This is a genomic window from Pseudomonas sp. B14(2022) (assembly GCF_012030485.1).
In the GTDB taxonomy this organism is placed as follows: Bacteria; Pseudomonadota; Gammaproteobacteria; order Pseudomonadales; family Pseudomonadaceae; genus Aquipseudomonas.
In genome coordinates this window covers 110,923-124,630 of record NZ_JAAUVM010000011.1, presented here as the reverse complement: position 1 = coordinate 124,630, position 13,708 = coordinate 110,923, and the positions used below count along the sequence as shown (strand labels likewise).

The 13,708-nt window shown below is 59.5% G+C and carries 15 protein-coding genes, 1 tRNA gene and 1 pseudogene; 5 read left to right on the top strand and 12 right to left on the bottom strand.

All coding sequences use genetic code 11. The features are described from left to right. Window positions 1-15 precede the first annotated feature (15 nt). Together HCF10_RS17725 and HCF10_RS17720 are read left to right on the top strand one after the other, a co-directional pair. Window positions 16-2,160 carry a 3-hydroxyacyl-CoA dehydrogenase NAD-binding domain-containing protein gene (locus HCF10_RS17725; RefSeq protein ID WP_167656071.1) on the top strand — a complete coding sequence of 715 codons (2,145 nt, stop codon included), beginning with the start codon at window positions 16-18 and terminating at the stop codon, window positions 2,158-2,160. 94 nt (window positions 2,161-2,254) lie between these two features. Further along, the gene (locus HCF10_RS17720) at window positions 2,255-2,980 is read left to right on the top strand and encodes an amidotransferase (RefSeq protein ID WP_131699719.1); all 726 of its coding nucleotides are present in this window, start codon (window positions 2,255-2,257) and stop codon (window positions 2,978-2,980) included. Here the strand turns inward: HCF10_RS17720 and HCF10_RS17715 are convergent. The 3 genes from HCF10_RS17715 to HCF10_RS17705 all read right to left on the bottom strand — a co-directional run bounded on the left by HCF10_RS17715 (window position 2,977) and on the right by HCF10_RS17705 (window position 5,714). Further along, a complete protein-coding gene (locus HCF10_RS17715) occupies window positions 2,977-3,948 on the bottom strand; it encodes a magnesium and cobalt transport protein CorA (protein WP_167656070.1) in 972 nt (323 codons plus the stop codon). The genes HCF10_RS17720 and HCF10_RS17715 overlap by 4 nt on opposite strands. A 138-nt stretch (window positions 3,949-4,086) precedes the next feature. Then, window positions 4,087-4,809, bottom strand: a complete 723-nt coding sequence (locus tag HCF10_RS17710) for a lysophospholipid acyltransferase family protein (RefSeq protein ID WP_131699717.1) — start codon at window positions 4,807-4,809, stop codon at window positions 4,087-4,089. A gap of 212 nt (window positions 4,810-5,021) precedes the next feature. Continuing rightward, window positions 5,022-5,714: a crotonase/enoyl-CoA hydratase family protein gene (locus tag HCF10_RS17705; protein ID WP_131699716.1), complete on the bottom strand. Its 693-nt coding sequence runs from the start codon at window positions 5,712-5,714 to the stop codon at window positions 5,022-5,024. Between the two features lie 336 nt (window positions 5,715-6,050). Here HCF10_RS17705 and HCF10_RS17700 point away from each other — a divergent pair. Then, window positions 6,051-6,140 (top strand) — tRNA-Ser (locus tag HCF10_RS17700). Window positions 6,141-6,225: 85 nt separating this feature from the next. Here the strand turns inward: HCF10_RS17700 and HCF10_RS17695 are convergent. From HCF10_RS17695 to HCF10_RS17665, 7 genes and pseudogenes are all read right to left on the bottom strand, one after another. Next, window positions 6,226-6,495, bottom strand: coding sequence for a short-chain dehydrogenase (locus tag HCF10_RS17695; protein WP_167656069.1), 270 nt, complete (start codon window positions 6,493-6,495; stop codon window positions 6,226-6,228). 527 nt (window positions 6,496-7,022) lie between these two features. Then, the gene (locus HCF10_RS17690; RefSeq protein WP_167656068.1) at window positions 7,023-8,063 is read right to left on the bottom strand and encodes a DMT family transporter; all 1,041 of its coding nucleotides are present in this window, start codon (window positions 8,061-8,063) and stop codon (window positions 7,023-7,025) included. A gap of 62 nt (window positions 8,064-8,125) precedes the next feature. Continuing rightward, complete coding sequence (locus tag HCF10_RS17685) at window positions 8,126-8,461, bottom strand: hypothetical protein (protein WP_131699711.1); 336 nt, start codon at window positions 8,459-8,461, stop codon at window positions 8,126-8,128. A 90-nt stretch (window positions 8,462-8,551) separates the two neighbouring features. Next, window positions 8,552-9,130 carry a DUF4337 domain-containing protein gene (locus HCF10_RS17680; protein WP_167656067.1) on the bottom strand — a complete coding sequence of 193 codons (579 nt, stop codon included), beginning with the start codon at window positions 9,128-9,130 and terminating at the stop codon, window positions 8,552-8,554. A 62-nt stretch (window positions 9,131-9,192) separates the two neighbouring features. Beyond that, window positions 9,193-9,558: a DUF2784 domain-containing protein gene (locus tag HCF10_RS17675; protein WP_167656066.1), complete on the bottom strand. Its 366-nt coding sequence runs from the start codon at window positions 9,556-9,558 to the stop codon at window positions 9,193-9,195. 49 nt (window positions 9,559-9,607) lie between these two features. Then, the gene (locus HCF10_RS17670; protein ID WP_131699708.1) at window positions 9,608-9,934 is read right to left on the bottom strand and encodes a helix-turn-helix domain-containing protein; all 327 of its coding nucleotides are present in this window, start codon (window positions 9,932-9,934) and stop codon (window positions 9,608-9,610) included. After that, window positions 9,918-10,169 (bottom strand): annotated as a pseudogene (locus HCF10_RS17665) (type II toxin-antitoxin system RelE family toxin); the annotation flags it as partial. The gene HCF10_RS17670 and the pseudogene HCF10_RS17665, both read right to left, overlap by 17 nt. Window positions 10,170-10,429: 260 nt before the next feature. Between HCF10_RS17665 and HCF10_RS17660 the strand changes: the two are divergent. Beyond that, window positions 10,430-11,119, top strand: coding sequence for an HAD-IA family hydrolase (locus HCF10_RS17660; RefSeq protein ID WP_131699706.1), 690 nt, complete (start codon window positions 10,430-10,432; stop codon window positions 11,117-11,119). A gap of 48 nt (window positions 11,120-11,167) precedes the next feature. Here the strand turns inward: HCF10_RS17660 and HCF10_RS17655 are convergent, their stop codons facing one another. After that, window positions 11,168-11,914: a 3-oxoacyl-ACP reductase family protein gene (locus HCF10_RS17655; RefSeq protein WP_145337034.1), complete on the bottom strand. Its 747-nt coding sequence runs from the start codon at window positions 11,912-11,914 to the stop codon at window positions 11,168-11,170. Between the two features lie 126 nt (window positions 11,915-12,040). Here HCF10_RS17655 and HCF10_RS17650 point away from each other — a divergent pair, with 126 nt between their 5' ends. Next, complete coding sequence (locus HCF10_RS17650; protein WP_167656092.1) at window positions 12,041-12,964, top strand: LysR family transcriptional regulator; 924 nt, start codon at window positions 12,041-12,043, stop codon at window positions 12,962-12,964. Between the two features lie 13 nt (window positions 12,965-12,977). Here HCF10_RS17650 and HCF10_RS17645 read toward each other — a convergent pair whose 3' ends face one another. Then, on the bottom strand, window positions 12,978-13,706 hold the full coding sequence (locus tag HCF10_RS17645; protein WP_053132703.1) for an aspartate/glutamate racemase family protein: 729 nt from the start codon (window positions 13,704-13,706) through the stop codon (window positions 12,978-12,980). Window positions 13,707-13,708: the final 2 nt, after the last annotated feature.

Below are 13,708 nucleotides of genomic sequence, written 5' to 3'. Positions count from 1 at the left end.
CCCAAGGAATTTGTCATGACCGATGCCATTCGTTACGAAAAAGGCCAGGACCAGATCGTGGTGCTGACCCTCGACATGCCCGGCCAGAGCGCCAACACCATGAACGCCGTGTACCGTGAGGCGATGGCGGCCACCGTCGCACGCCTGCAAGCGGAAAAGGACGACATTGCCGGTGTGGTTATCACCTCGGCGAAGAAGACTTTTTTCGCCGGCGGCGACCTCAATGAACTGATCAAGGTCGACAAGGCCCACGCCAAGGATTTCTACGACAGCGTCCTGGTGTTGAAGGCGCAACTGCGCAGCCTGGAAACCCTCGGCAAGCCGGTGGTGGCCGCCATCAATGGCGCAGCCCTCGGCGGTGGTTGGGAGATTTGCCTCGCGTGTCACTACCGCGTCGCGCTGGATGACAAGTCGGTGCAGCTCGGTTTGCCGGAGGTCACCCTTGGCCTGTTGCCAGGCGGCGGGGGCGTGGTGCGTATGGTGCGCATGCTGGGGCTGGAAAAGGCTTTGCCGTATTTGCTCGAAGGCAAGAAGGTCCGGCCACAGCAGGCCCTGCAAGCGGGACTGATCGATGAGTTGGCAGCGGATCCTACTGAACTGCTGGCCAAATCCCGCGCCTGGATTCTCGCCAATCCGCAGGCCAAACAGCCGTGGGACAACAAGACCTATCAGATCCCCGGCGGTACGCCGTCCAGCCCGAAAGTTGCGCAAATGCTCGCCATCGCACCGTCGATTTTGCGCAGTAAAACCCATGGCTGCTTCCCGGCCCCGGAAAAAATCCTCTGCGCCGCCGTGGAAGGCGCGCAGGTGGACTTCGATACCGCGCACCTGATCGAAACCCGCTACTTCACCGAATTGGTCACCGGGCAGGTGGCGAAAAACATGATGGGCACCTTCTGGTTCCAGCTCAATGAAATCAACGCCGGCAGCTCGCGGCCTCAGGGCTTTGCGCCTTACGTGACACGTAAGGTCGGAGTGCTCGGCGCCGGGATGATGGGCGCCGGCATCGCCTATGTCAGCGCCTGTGCGGGCATCGATGTCGTGCTCAAGGACATTAACCTGGCAGCCGCCGAGAAGGGCAAGGCACATTCGGCGGCGCTGTTGGACAAAAAGGTCAGCCGTGGGCAATTGACCGCCGAGGAGCGCGAAACCATCCTCGCGCGGATTCATCCTACGGCTTCAGATACTGATCTGGTCGGCTGCGACCTGATCATCGAGGCCGTCTTCGAAGACCGTGAACTCAAGGCCAAGGTCTCGGCTGCCGCACACAGTGTGGTCGGCGCCGACGCGGTCATCGCCTCCAACACGTCCACCTTGCCCATCAGCAGCCTGGCCACGGCGGTGCCGGATCAAGGCAAGTTCATCGGCCTGCATTTCTTCAGCCCGGTGGACAAGATGCCCCTGGTGGAAATTATCAAGGGCGCCCGCACTTCGGACGAAACCCTGGCCCGGGGTTTCGATTTCGTCCTGCAGATCAAGAAAACTCCGATCGTGGTCAACGACAGTCGTGGGTTCTTCACCTCGCGGGTGTTCGGCACTTTCACCCATGAAGGCATCGCCATGTTGGGCGAAGGCGTGGCTGCGCCGATGATCGAGACTGAAGCGCGCAAGGCAGGTATGCCGGTAGGGCCGTTGGCGGTGTCCGACGAAGTGTCCCTCAGCCTGATGAGCCATATCCGACAGCAGGCTGCCAAGGATCTGCAGGCGGAAGGTAAAGCAGTGCCGAATCATCCGGCGACGCTGGTAATTGATCTGTTGGTGAACGAGTACAAGCGCGCGGGCAAGGCGGCGGGGGGCGGTTTCTACGAGTACCCGGCGGGCGGGCAGAAGCATTTATGGCCTGAGTTGAAAGCGCGCTTCGAGCGGGCCGACCAGCAGATTTCGGCGCAGGATGTGCGCGACCGTTTGCTGTTTATCCAGGCCATCGAGACCGTGCGCTGCGTGGAGGAGGGCGTGTTGATGTCCACCGCGGACGCCAACGTGGGGTCGATCTTCGGGATTGGCTTTGCCGCCTGGAGCGGTGGCGCGTTGCAGTTTATCAACCAGTACGGCCTCAACGACTTTATCGCCCGCGCCCGCTACCTGGCCGAACAGTATGGGGAGCGGTTCTCACCGCCGGCGTTGCTGTTGGAGAAAGCTGCGCAGAACACGACCTTCTGACGGTTTTGGGTATGTACAGGGCTTGCCTTGTCAGGGTATTTCAAGGCAGGCTCTGGGGTGTGCATTATTCCCATCACCGTGTCAGGTATTTTTTATGTCGCTACGCGTCTGTATCCTGGAAACCGATATCCTGCGTCCAGGCTTGATCGATCAGTACCAAGGGTATGGGCAGATGTTCAAGCGCCTGTTCTCCAAGCAGCCGATTGCCGCCGAATTCGTTGTGTACAACGTGGTGCAGGGCGAATACCCGTCGGACGACGAAGTGTTCGATGCGTACCTGGTGACCGGCAGCAAGGCCGATTCCTTCGGCACCGACCCCTGGATCCAGACCCTCAAGACCTACCTGCTCCAACGCTATGAGCGCGGCGACAAGTTGCTGGGCATCTGCTTCGGCCACCAATTGCTGGCCCTGCTGCTGGGCGGCAAGGCCGAGCGCGCGGGGCAGGGCTGGGGCATGGGCATTCACGACTACAAACTCGATGCCAAGGCACCGTGGATGAGCCCGGAAGTGCCAGAGCTGACGCTATTGATCAGCCACCAGGACCAAGTCACCACCTTGCCGGACAATGCCACGGTCATCGCCTCCAGCGAATTCTGCCCGTTCGCCGCCTACCATATCGGCGACCAAGTGCTGTGCTTCCAGGGGCATCCGGAATTTATCCATGACTATTCCCGCGAGTTGCTGGAGATTCTTCAGACAACCCTGGGTGAAAAAATCTACACAAACGGCGTAGCCAGCCTGGCGCGCGACCACCACGGCGTGACCGTGGCGGAATGGATGATGCGCTTCGTGGCGCACAAGCCTGAGGCCCGGGTTTAAAGCCAGCCCGAGCGTTTGAAACTGGCCCACAAGCTCGTGCAACCGAACGCAATAAACCCGAGCACCGCAAAATAGCCGTAGTGCCATTGCAGCTCGGGCATGTTCTGGAAGTTCATCCCATAAATCCCCGCCACTGCGGTGGGGAACGCCAGGATCGCCGCCCATGCGGCAAACTTGCGCTGCACCACGCTCTGGCGCGAGGCCTCCAGCAATACACCGATCTCGATGGTCTGGCTGGCGATGTCGCGCAGGGTGGTGAGGTCTTCCATCTGCCGCGTTACGTGGATCTGCACGTCACGGAAATACGGGCGCATGTTCTTGTCGATAAACGGGAAGCTCAGCTTCTGCAGCTCCTGGCTGATCTCCACCATCGGTGCCACGTAACGCTTGAGCCGCAGCACATCGCGGCGCAGGCCATGGATCTTCTGGATATCGCGCTCGCTCAGCGAGCTGCACAGCACGTTGTGCTCCAGTTCATCGATCTCGGCGTGGATCGCCTCGCTCACCGGCTGGTAGTTTTCGGTGACGAAATCCAACAGGGCATACAGTACGAAATCTTCCCCATGCTCCAGCAACAGCGGGCGCGCCTCACAACGCTGGCGCACAAAGCCGTAGGACGCCGAGTGACCATTGCGTGCGGTAATGATGTAGCCGTTGCCGGCGAAGATATGGGTCTCGATAAACTCCAGCTTGCCGTTCTCGCGCACCGGTGAATAGGTGACGATAAACAGCGCATCACCGAAGGTTTCCAACTTGGGGCGGCTGTGTTTTTCCAGGGCGTCTTCGATGGCCAGTTCATGCAGGTTGAACTGGCGTTGTAGATTGGCCAGCTCCTGGGCGTCGGGCTCTTCCAGGCCGATCCACACAAAGTGCCCGGGTTTGGCGGCCCAGGCCGCGCCTTCGTCGAGGGTGATATCAGTGACTTTCTTTCCGGCGCTGTACACGGCGGCCGCAACAACTCTACCCATGGTGCTGATCACTTCTTATTAGGAGGACAGGTGTTGGGCAGCTTAGCTTGAATGACGTTCCGTTGCGGCGTTTGCAGGTGCTCGCTTTTTGTGACGAGCAAGCTTGTTTGCGATGGGGGCCAAGCCCCCATAAGGGGTTCAGGCGGATTGCACTTCGCGATCCATCGCTGCAATGCACTCATCCATCTGCGCCTGACAGGTCTGCATCAACTGCGGGATGTCATCCGAAGTCAGGCCCACAGTAGGAATCGGCGGCAACGAGCGTATGAGCACATCACCACTGTTCCAGCGATTGAGCCGCATATGGGTGACGTAATTGCTGACACACACCTGCACGATAGGCACGCCAGCGGCGATGGCCATATGAAACGCGCCTTTCTTGAACGGCAACAAGCCCTTGCCCAGGTTGCGCGTGCCTTCCGGAAACACCCAGATCGACGTGTCCTGATGTTGCAACGTATGAGTGGTGGTGAGCATCGCGCGACGTGCCTTGTGCGCATTGCCGCGGTCGATCAGCACATTGCCCGCCAGCCAGAACAACTGGCCGAACAGCGGTACCCATTTCAGGCTCTTTTTGGCGATACACACGGTGCGATGGGGCACCACGGTGCCCAGCACAAACAGGTCATAGTTGGACTGGTGGTTAGCGATGATCACGCACGTGCCGGGCTTGTTGCGCAGGGAGTCGACATCGGTCTTCACCTTCAGCCGCAGAATCCACATGGCCGGCAGCGCATAGAGGCGCGCGCATAAACGACTGTTGTCCGGGTTGAACGGTCGGCAGGCCCCGAGCAGAACGCCCAGTACACCGGCGACCATAAAGTGCAGGCCCATCAACAGCATACGTAACAGAAAAAGCATCGACACGGCCCATCGTGACAAAAGGTGGCGCAGTGTACGGATGTGCACTGTATTCGGCAATTGCCCCTAAAGAGGTAGGAGATGGGCGATGTTTAAGCACATGTTTCAACATGTACCGACATAGGCAGGCTAGAGCGGCCAAAGATGTTTCGGATTCATGTGTAAGAAAAAGCCCGACGCAAGGTCGGGCTTTGATGTTTCGGTTGTAGGGCTTAACTCAGGATATGGCCCTGATCCTGGATGATTGCTTCATCCAACGCCTCCAGCAGCGCCTTACGCACCTTCAGCTTGGTGTGCTTATGCGCATTCATATTCAATTTCTTCAACTGACGTGCCGCTTCCAGCGCCGCCGCCTGCAGCTCTTCAGGTGCCACCACCTTGTCGAGGAAGCCGGCCTGCAACGCGCCTTGCGGGTCAAACATCTCGGCATTGATCACCGACCGATGAAACGCCGATTTACGCAGACGGTCCCGCGCCAATTCGATACCGGCGTGGTGCATGGTCATACCGATCGCCACCTCATTCAGGCCAATGCTGAACGGGCCTTCCACCCCAATCCGATAATCTGCCGACAACAACAGGAACGCACCCTTGGCCACCGCATGCCCAGGGCACGCCACAATCACCGGGAACGGGTGCGACAACAGGCGACGCGCCAACGTCGAACCCGACGTCACCAGGCCGATGGCTTCTTTAGGGCCGGCCGTCATCACCTTCAAGTCATACCCACCCGACAGAATCCCCGGCGTGCCGGTGATCACCACCACCGCCCGATCTTTCTCGGCCTGGTCCAGCGCTGTATTGAACGCACTGACCACATCCGGAGAAATGGCATTCACCTTGCCGTTGCTCAGGGTCAGGGTCGCGATACCGTCTTCGAGGTGGTAAGTAATCAACTCACTCATGACGCGGTTCCTTGTAGGATTTGTTATAGAGAGGCTGTTTATAGCGGCGCATGCGCAGACGTTACCCACCACGCCCGCCCCGGTAAAGCGCCGTGACTGACTGCCCAGTCAGACTTTCCCCGCAGAGTGAGCGCTGCAAGGCCTGAGGCAGGGCGCAACACCCGCCCCAGACGCAGGCCGCCCATGCCCAAGAATGGCAGAATCACCACCCCTTGCCGGGCGACTACCGGCATAGCCGTCTAACCGCATGAAAATTCTGAAAAAAACCTTTGCCATCAGAAAGGCTTTCGACTACATTAGCGCGCCTCGACAGACTGAACTGGTTTGACGAGATACGGTGAAGTGTCCGAGTGGCTTAAGGAGCACGCCTGGAAAGTGTGTATACAAGAAATTGTATCGAGAGTTCGAATCTCTCCTTCACCGCCAAATTCGATGTAAACAAAACCCCTGGTTTCGAGAGAACCCAGGGGTTTTGTGATTTCTGGGGTTTGAAACACTAACCTAATTCAAATCATTTGCTTGGTGTATCCATCCTACGCGCTATGACGTCCAGCAAGTCACACCCATCGCGTAACGGGATTGAGCACAGTAAGGCAAAATCGCTGAGTACGACCGCATCGCTATTTATTTCGCCGCGCAGCGCAAGGTTCTCTAGGACCTGTGTCACGGCACGAAGTCGATAGGTCGCGGCGTCGAGGAGGATTTCCAGTGGTGCGGTTGTATCGACAAAAAGAGCAGGAGTGGCGCTATCGTTGCTGGTGAGGGCCATGTATTGGTTCATGAGTGACTCCATTAAGACAAATATAAAAACAACGAAGCCTTTTCACGCTAAACCGTTAACGGGAATAGCGTGGACAATGACCTCGTCTACGTTCCGTCTTGATTGTCCTCGAGTCGCCAAACCCGGTCGCCATATCAGCGACCGAGGGACTATAGGCTGGGCGGTTTTGAAGTGGGAGAGTGGCGCTTCTGAGAGCTTTGTAGGAAGTTGCTCAAATCTATTGCTGCTGTGCAATACATCTCTTATCAAACTTAAAATAACTTACTGATTTTTAAGATTTAATATTTCACCCTAAAGTCTTGAGCCTTGCATAAGCAATTTCGGGCGACCGCATTCCTGTGGCGAGCGGGCTTGTCCCGCGTTGGGCTGCGCAGCAGCCCCAAAACCAGGCGCAGAGGAGTGCCTGATACACCTCATTCGTCTTCATCAGGGGCGCTTCGCACCCCAGCGCGGGACAAGCCCGCTCGCCACAGAGGTCCCAGTTTGCTGCGCGACAGCGCTACGTCGAAGAGGTAGTGGGGCCTCCCTCAATGCCTATGCCGATGATGCACATCCGGAAAATGCGCATGGCTGTGTCTCAGCGGGCTGTGCACATGCACATGGCTATGGGGTTCCGCCGGATCCCACTCAAACCCATGCTCATGCTGATGATGTTCATCATGCACATGCCGATGCCCGTGTTCCGTCGCGTCATGCTGATGTTCATGGGCATGCCGTTCCGTCAGGTGCAGCCAAACGCCCACGGCCATCAACGCCGATGCAATCCAGAAAGCCAGTGTCACTGACTCACCCAACATCAGCACCGCAATCGCCGCACCCAGGAACGGCGCGGTGGAAAAATAGGCTCCCGTGCGTGCACTGCCCAGTCCGCGCAGCGCCAGTACGAACATCACCAGGCTGATGCCATAGCCCAGAAAACCAACCAGCAAGATAGGCGCCAGCTGCGCCATGCCCGGGATCTGCGCCCCGAGATAAAGCGCCAACCCGCCATTCACCAGCCCTGCAATCAACCCCTTGGCCCCGGCGATAAACAGCGCGTCCGACGCAGACACTTTGCGTGTCAGGTTGTTATCGATTCCCCAGCACAGGCACGCCACGGCAACCGCCAGCGGCCCCGTCCAATCGTGGCTCGTGCCACCGCCGTCGGCCCCTGACAACACCACGCCGCCCAGCACGATGGCGATCATCCCCAGGACGATGCGACGGTCGGCGTTTTCCCTGAACACGACCCAGGCGATAACAGCGGTCAGCACCGATTCCAGGTTGAGCATCAGGGAGGCGGTTGCGCCGGCGGTGCGGGTCAGGCCGAACATCAACGCGACCGGCCCGAGGATGCCGCCGAATGCGATGGCGCCGAGCAGCCAGGGCCATTCTGATGGGGTCAGTCCGCTGGGTTTCCAGCCACGATCACGGATCAGGCGCACGCCGGCGAGGCCGACGCCGCTGCCGAGGTAGAGCAGGCCGGCGAGCAGCACGGGCGAGAGGCCCAGGCCGAGGTTTTTAGCGAGTGGGGTGCTGGCGCCGAACAGCGCGGCGGCGGCGAGTGCGTAGAGGATACTGAGGTTCATGGGCCGTCCTCGAAAGGTCGGCCCATGATACGTCGCGGGCTCAGGTGAAAGCCCGGGCGATTTTACTGCGCGGTTTTCAGCTTGATCACATCACCGGAAATCTTGGTGGTGTAACCGCTCAGCACCCAGGCCCAGAACCAGTTTTCCTGCACTTGGGTGTTGATCAGCGCATCGCCGCCTTTTGCTTTGATGGCGGCATTCTGGGCGCGCACGAAACGGCTGTTCTGGCCGATCGGGATCACGCCGAACAACATGATGCCGGTGGCGCTGGCTTCACTGTGGCCCAGGACGGTGTATTGGCTGCTGTCGTATTGCGGGGATTTGATGGCGGTGCCGGTGCAGCCTGCAAGCGTGAAACCGAGAACTGCTGCTGCAACCACTTTACTGATGTACTTCACTGGGAAACTCCATGGACTAAAGCCCGAGATTCAATTCTCGGGGCTGTACTTTAATCGCCCCGGCAAGGGATTGAAATCAATCTTCCCCCGTCAGATATGCAACCACGCCAGGCTACCTAACACCACCGCCACACCCGCCGCCGCATAGGACGTGCGCTTCAACCATTCCCTTCTCGTCAACAACGTAATCGCCGCCAGCGAAATCGCGATCTGAATCGCGGTCATCGCCTGGGCCCAGCGATGGTGCTGGTGCAGGGCCTGCTCGGATTTTTCATCCCATTCCTTTGAGGTCGCCTCCAGTTTCTCCGCCTGCTTGCGTACCTCTTCCTTCTGGCTTTTGTAGCGCTCGATCTCATCCTTGTAATGCGCGGCATCCACACCGGGAATATGGGTCGCGAGTTCCGCCAGGTTCTGCCGGCTGGACTTGGCCTGGTAGTAGTTCCACTGGTTGGCGGCTTCGGTCTTGATGATGGCCGCGTTGTTCTTGTCCATCGCTGCCTCGCTCTCGGTTGAGCCGGCCTGGTAGCTGAGCATGGCGCCGAGGGTGGCCATCAGCGCGGTCATGACGGCGATGCGACTGGCGAAATTGTCCCCACGGCCGTGGGCATGTTCGGTGGTGTGTTCAAGGTGTTTTTCGTGAGGGCTGGGGACTTCGAAGGCTTCGGACATGAGGGCGCGCCGGTCAAGGAAAACGGACTGAGGGAGTCTGATTCTTCACCAGTGAAGCTGTCTCAAGCCTGTACGTAACGTCGGATCAAGCGCACATACACCGCAATATTGATCGCCAGCACCAACCCGCCCAGGCTCAGCTGGATCTGTGGCGTCAGCCCGGCCGGGTAGATCAACGTGAGGATGTAATGCTCGATAAACCCTCCGCCATAACCGTCCTGCCCGGCGAGGTGGCGAAACAGGTTTTCCCAGCGGGTCAGCGGGCAGGGCAGGTGGAACACTTCGACCGCCACACCCCACGCAGCGGCGGGCAGGTGCAGCCAGATAATCGGGCGCCATTTCAGCGCCAGCAGCCCACCAAACAGTACGAACAGGATGAAACACAGGTGGAACAGCACGAGGCTGTCTGCGGCTAGACGATAGAGCATGTTTGGTTTCGCTTTTAGGTGACTGGAGGCGCGGACAGTCCCGTTGAGGCTATAGCTCCAGTTGACCGGGGTTGATGCCAAATGCCTTGGCAATCTTTTCCCGCGTCGTCCGGCGAGGTTTGTTCACCGCCTCTTGCTGGGCAAATGCGGATTGGGAAATGCCCAGGCGTTGGGCGACTTCTTCCTGGGTCAGGTTCAGGTGTTCGCGCCAGGCTCGGATCGGAGTTGCGCCATCTACCAGGCGGCTGACAACCGCGTGGGGGATTAGGTTTGGATCGTTCTGCTGGGCCAGATAGTGTTCATAAGGAATCACCACGAAAGCTGGCTTGCCCTCCGTATTGTGGATGATCTGTATGGCAGTAGGTTCGCTCGTCACGTTTCTTGACCTCTTGAATGCTGACCACGTGGATATCGCCGTCCCAATCGAAAAGGACTCGGTAACGCCCTACCCTTAATCGGTAACTGCAGGGGTGGTTGACCAACGCTTTGACGTTGACTGCGTCGGGCATGCGTTCAAGTGCGAAGACGGCATCGCGCACTTGTTGCTGATGATACGAATGCAATCGAAGCAATTGCTTGACGGCTTTTCGGGTCCAGTGGATTGAGTTCATCAGAGGTTAATAAGTCTTTTATAAGGTTTGCAAGGGGTATTTTTCAGCGGTGAGCCATCGAGCGGACGCTCTGTTCTCACAAACCCTAGACGGCCGCATCGCACGCGGGCAGGTAAAACTGTTGCGCGGTATGAATCACTGATCGCACACAGACTGCAGTCTTGTGCCGACTCAATACCTGGCCGCGAAGGTTGCTTGCAGGCAACCCAGGCCGTTATTGTGCTGAATCCTTTTAGTCCTTCCTCCAGGGTTGTGTAGTGATGAATGCACCGCGTACCGCAGTCGGTCCGATCAAGGCCGTGATTTTCGATATGGACGGGTTGTTGCTGGATACGGAAGGCATCTACACCGAAGTCACGCAGATCATCGCTGAACGCTACGGCCGAACCTACGATTGGGGCATCAAGCAGCACATCATCGGGCGCGGTGCCCAGGATTTGGCCGACTATGTGGTCAAGGCGCTGGACCTGCCGATTACCCCGGCTGAATTCCTCGAAATTCGCGAACCGCTGATGAGCGCGCGCTTTCCCAAGGCCTTGGGCATGCCTGGTGCCGAGGCGCTGGTGCGGCACTTGAAGGCACACAACATTCCGATTGCCGTGGGCACCAGTTCGTCGCGCAATTCGTTTGGCCACAAGACCACCTTGCACCGCGAGTGGTTTGGTTTGTTCGACACCATCGTCACCGCTGACGACCCGGAAGTCGGCGCCGCCAAGCCTGCGCCGGACATCTTCCTCACCGCTGCGCGCCGCCTGGGCGTTGCCCCAGAGGATTGCCTGGTGTTCGAGGATTCGCCGTTTGGTGTAACGGCGGCGAAGGCCGCCCGTATGACCGCCATCGCCGTGCCCGATGAAGCCATGGCCGACAGCAAGTACCAGCATGCCGACCAGATCATCCGCAAGCTTGCGGACTTCGACCTGGCGGCCTATGGCCTGCCCCCCATCTCCTGAACCAACAAGGTCAACATGTGGGAGGGGGCAAGCCCCTCCCACCTTGGGTTATGCGCTGAACCCACCATCGATAGTCAGGCTGGCACCGGTGATATACCCCGCTTCCGGCCCGGCCAGATACGCCACGAAACTGGCAATCTCTTCCACATGCCCGTAACGCCCCACCGCCATCAACCCGATCAGGCTCTCGGCAAAATCACTGTTTGCCGGGTTCATATCGGTGTCCACCGGCCCAGGTTGCACGTTATTGATCGTGATGCCCCGTGGCCCCAAGTCCCGCGCCAAACCTTTGGTCAAGCCGACCAGCGCCGCTTTGCTCATCGCATACGGGCCACCGCCGCCAAAGGGCATGCGTTCGGCATTGGTGCTGCCGATGTTGATCACCCGGCCACCTTCACCCATATGCTTGGCGGCTTCCTGGGTGGCGATAAACACGCTGCGCACGTTGATCGCCAAAGTCTGGTCGAAGTCTTCCAGCTTGAAGTCTTCCAAGGGGGCGATGGCCAGCACGCCGGCGTTATTCACCAGGATGTCCAGGCGGCCAAAGGCTTCCACGGTGGCGTTGACCGCATTGCGGATCGCAGTGGCATCGGCGCTGTCGGCGTGAATCGCCAGGGCTTTGCCGCCTTCGCTGATCACGCTGTTCTGCAGGGCTTCAGCCTTGGCGGCAGAGCTGACGTAGGTAAAGGCAACGGCTGCACCCTGTGCTGCCAGGCGCTTGACGATGGCGGCACCGATGCCGCGGGAACCGCCTTGGATCAAGGCGACTTTGCCGCTGAGGTTGTGTGTGGTCATGTCGATCTCCGAGTCGTTCAAGGCGCAATGCCCTGTTGTTGGAGCCGAGTATCGACCTCGCTCGCCGCTGCCGGTAGACCGTGATTGCTATAGTCTGTGTAAACCAAAAGTTTAGAGTGGGGCGTGATGGAGAGCTTTGGCAGTATCGAATGCTTTGTGCGCAGCGCCGAAGGCGGCAGCTTTGCCGAGGCGGCGCGGCACCTGAGCCTGACCCCGGCGGCGGTCGGCAAAAGCGTCGCCAAGCTGGAGGTGCGCCTCGGCGTGCGGCTGTTCCAGCGCAGCACCCGGCGTCTGGCGCTGACCGAAGCCGGCAAGCTGTTCCTGGCCGAAGTCAGCGGCAGCCTCACCACCATCCAGAATGCCGTGGCCAACCTGGCCAGCGCCGAAGGCCGGCCGGTGGGCACGCTCAAGGTCAGCATGGGCACGGTGTTTGGCAATCGCTATGTGGTGCCGTTGCTGGGGGCATTCATGGAGCGTTTTCCGGATATCAGCCCGGACTGGCATTTCGATAACCGCCAGGTTGACTTGATCGGCCAGGGCTTCGATGCCGCCATCGGCGGCGGTTTTGAGCTGCCCCAAGGCGTGGTAGCGCGCAAGCTGGCGCCGGCGCACCGGGTGCTGGTGGCCTCCCCGGGTTACCTGGCGCAACGCCCACCGGTGCGCGAGCCCGAAGACTTGTCGCGGTGCAAAGGTATCCTGATCCGCTCACCGCAAACCGGGCGTATCCGGTCCTGGCAGTTGACCAGTATCGAACGTGAACACCGCCCGCTGGTGCTCAAGCCCGGCATGACCATGAGCGACTCCGAAGCCGCCTGCTGTGCCAGCGCTCAAGGCCTGGGGATTGCGCTGGTGAGCATGCCCATGGCCGTGCCGTTCCTCGACAGCGGCGACGTGGTCAGGGTATTGCCCGACTGGTACGTCGACGACGGCAATATTTCCGTCTACTACGCCGAGCACAAACTGCTGCCCGGCAAGACCCGGGCGTTTGTGGATTTCATCATCGAGCAGTTTGCCGAAAAGAAACTGGGGCAAAGGTTCAGCGCAATCTAAAACCAAGTGCAGCTCAGCGGCCGAACCGAGTCGGCCAGCCAATCACCTGCTTCGGCCGAGGCGTCGCGTAAGTCCGTATCTTCGACGTCGACAACCCCAGCCGCACCAGGGATTCGGCGATGGTCACCGCCGCCGTCACGCCATCCACCACCGGCACCCCGGTGCGCTGGCGAATTTGCTCATCCAGCCCGGCCATGCCGCCGCAACCCAGACAGATCACTTCGGCCTTGTCTTCGCGAATAGCCAGTTCCGCCTGGCGCACGATGGCTTCCATGGCGGCCAGCGGGTCTTCTTCCAGCTCCAGAACCGCCATGCCGCTGGCGCGCACCGAGGCGCAGCGCTGGTACAGGCCGGCGAGTTTCAGGCGGTCTTCGATCAGCGGCACGGTGCGGTCCAGGGTCGTCACCACTGAATAGGCATGGCCTAGGAACATCGCCGTGCTGGCCGCCGCTTCGGTGATGTCCACCACCGGCACATTCAATAATTCCTGCAAGCCTTCCCGGCCGTGCTCGCCGTAGCCGGCCTGGATCACCGCATCGAACGGTTGGTCGTAAGCCATCACCCGGTCCATCACGGCGATGGCGGCCAGGTAGCTTTCAAAATTGCCTTCAACCGATTCCGCGCCGAAGTACGGGGTAAGCCCGACAATCTCGGTGCCCGGCGAAGCCACGGCCCGTGCTTGCTGGGCGATGGTTTCAGTGATGGATTCGGTGGTGTTGACGTTGACCACGAGGATACGCATGG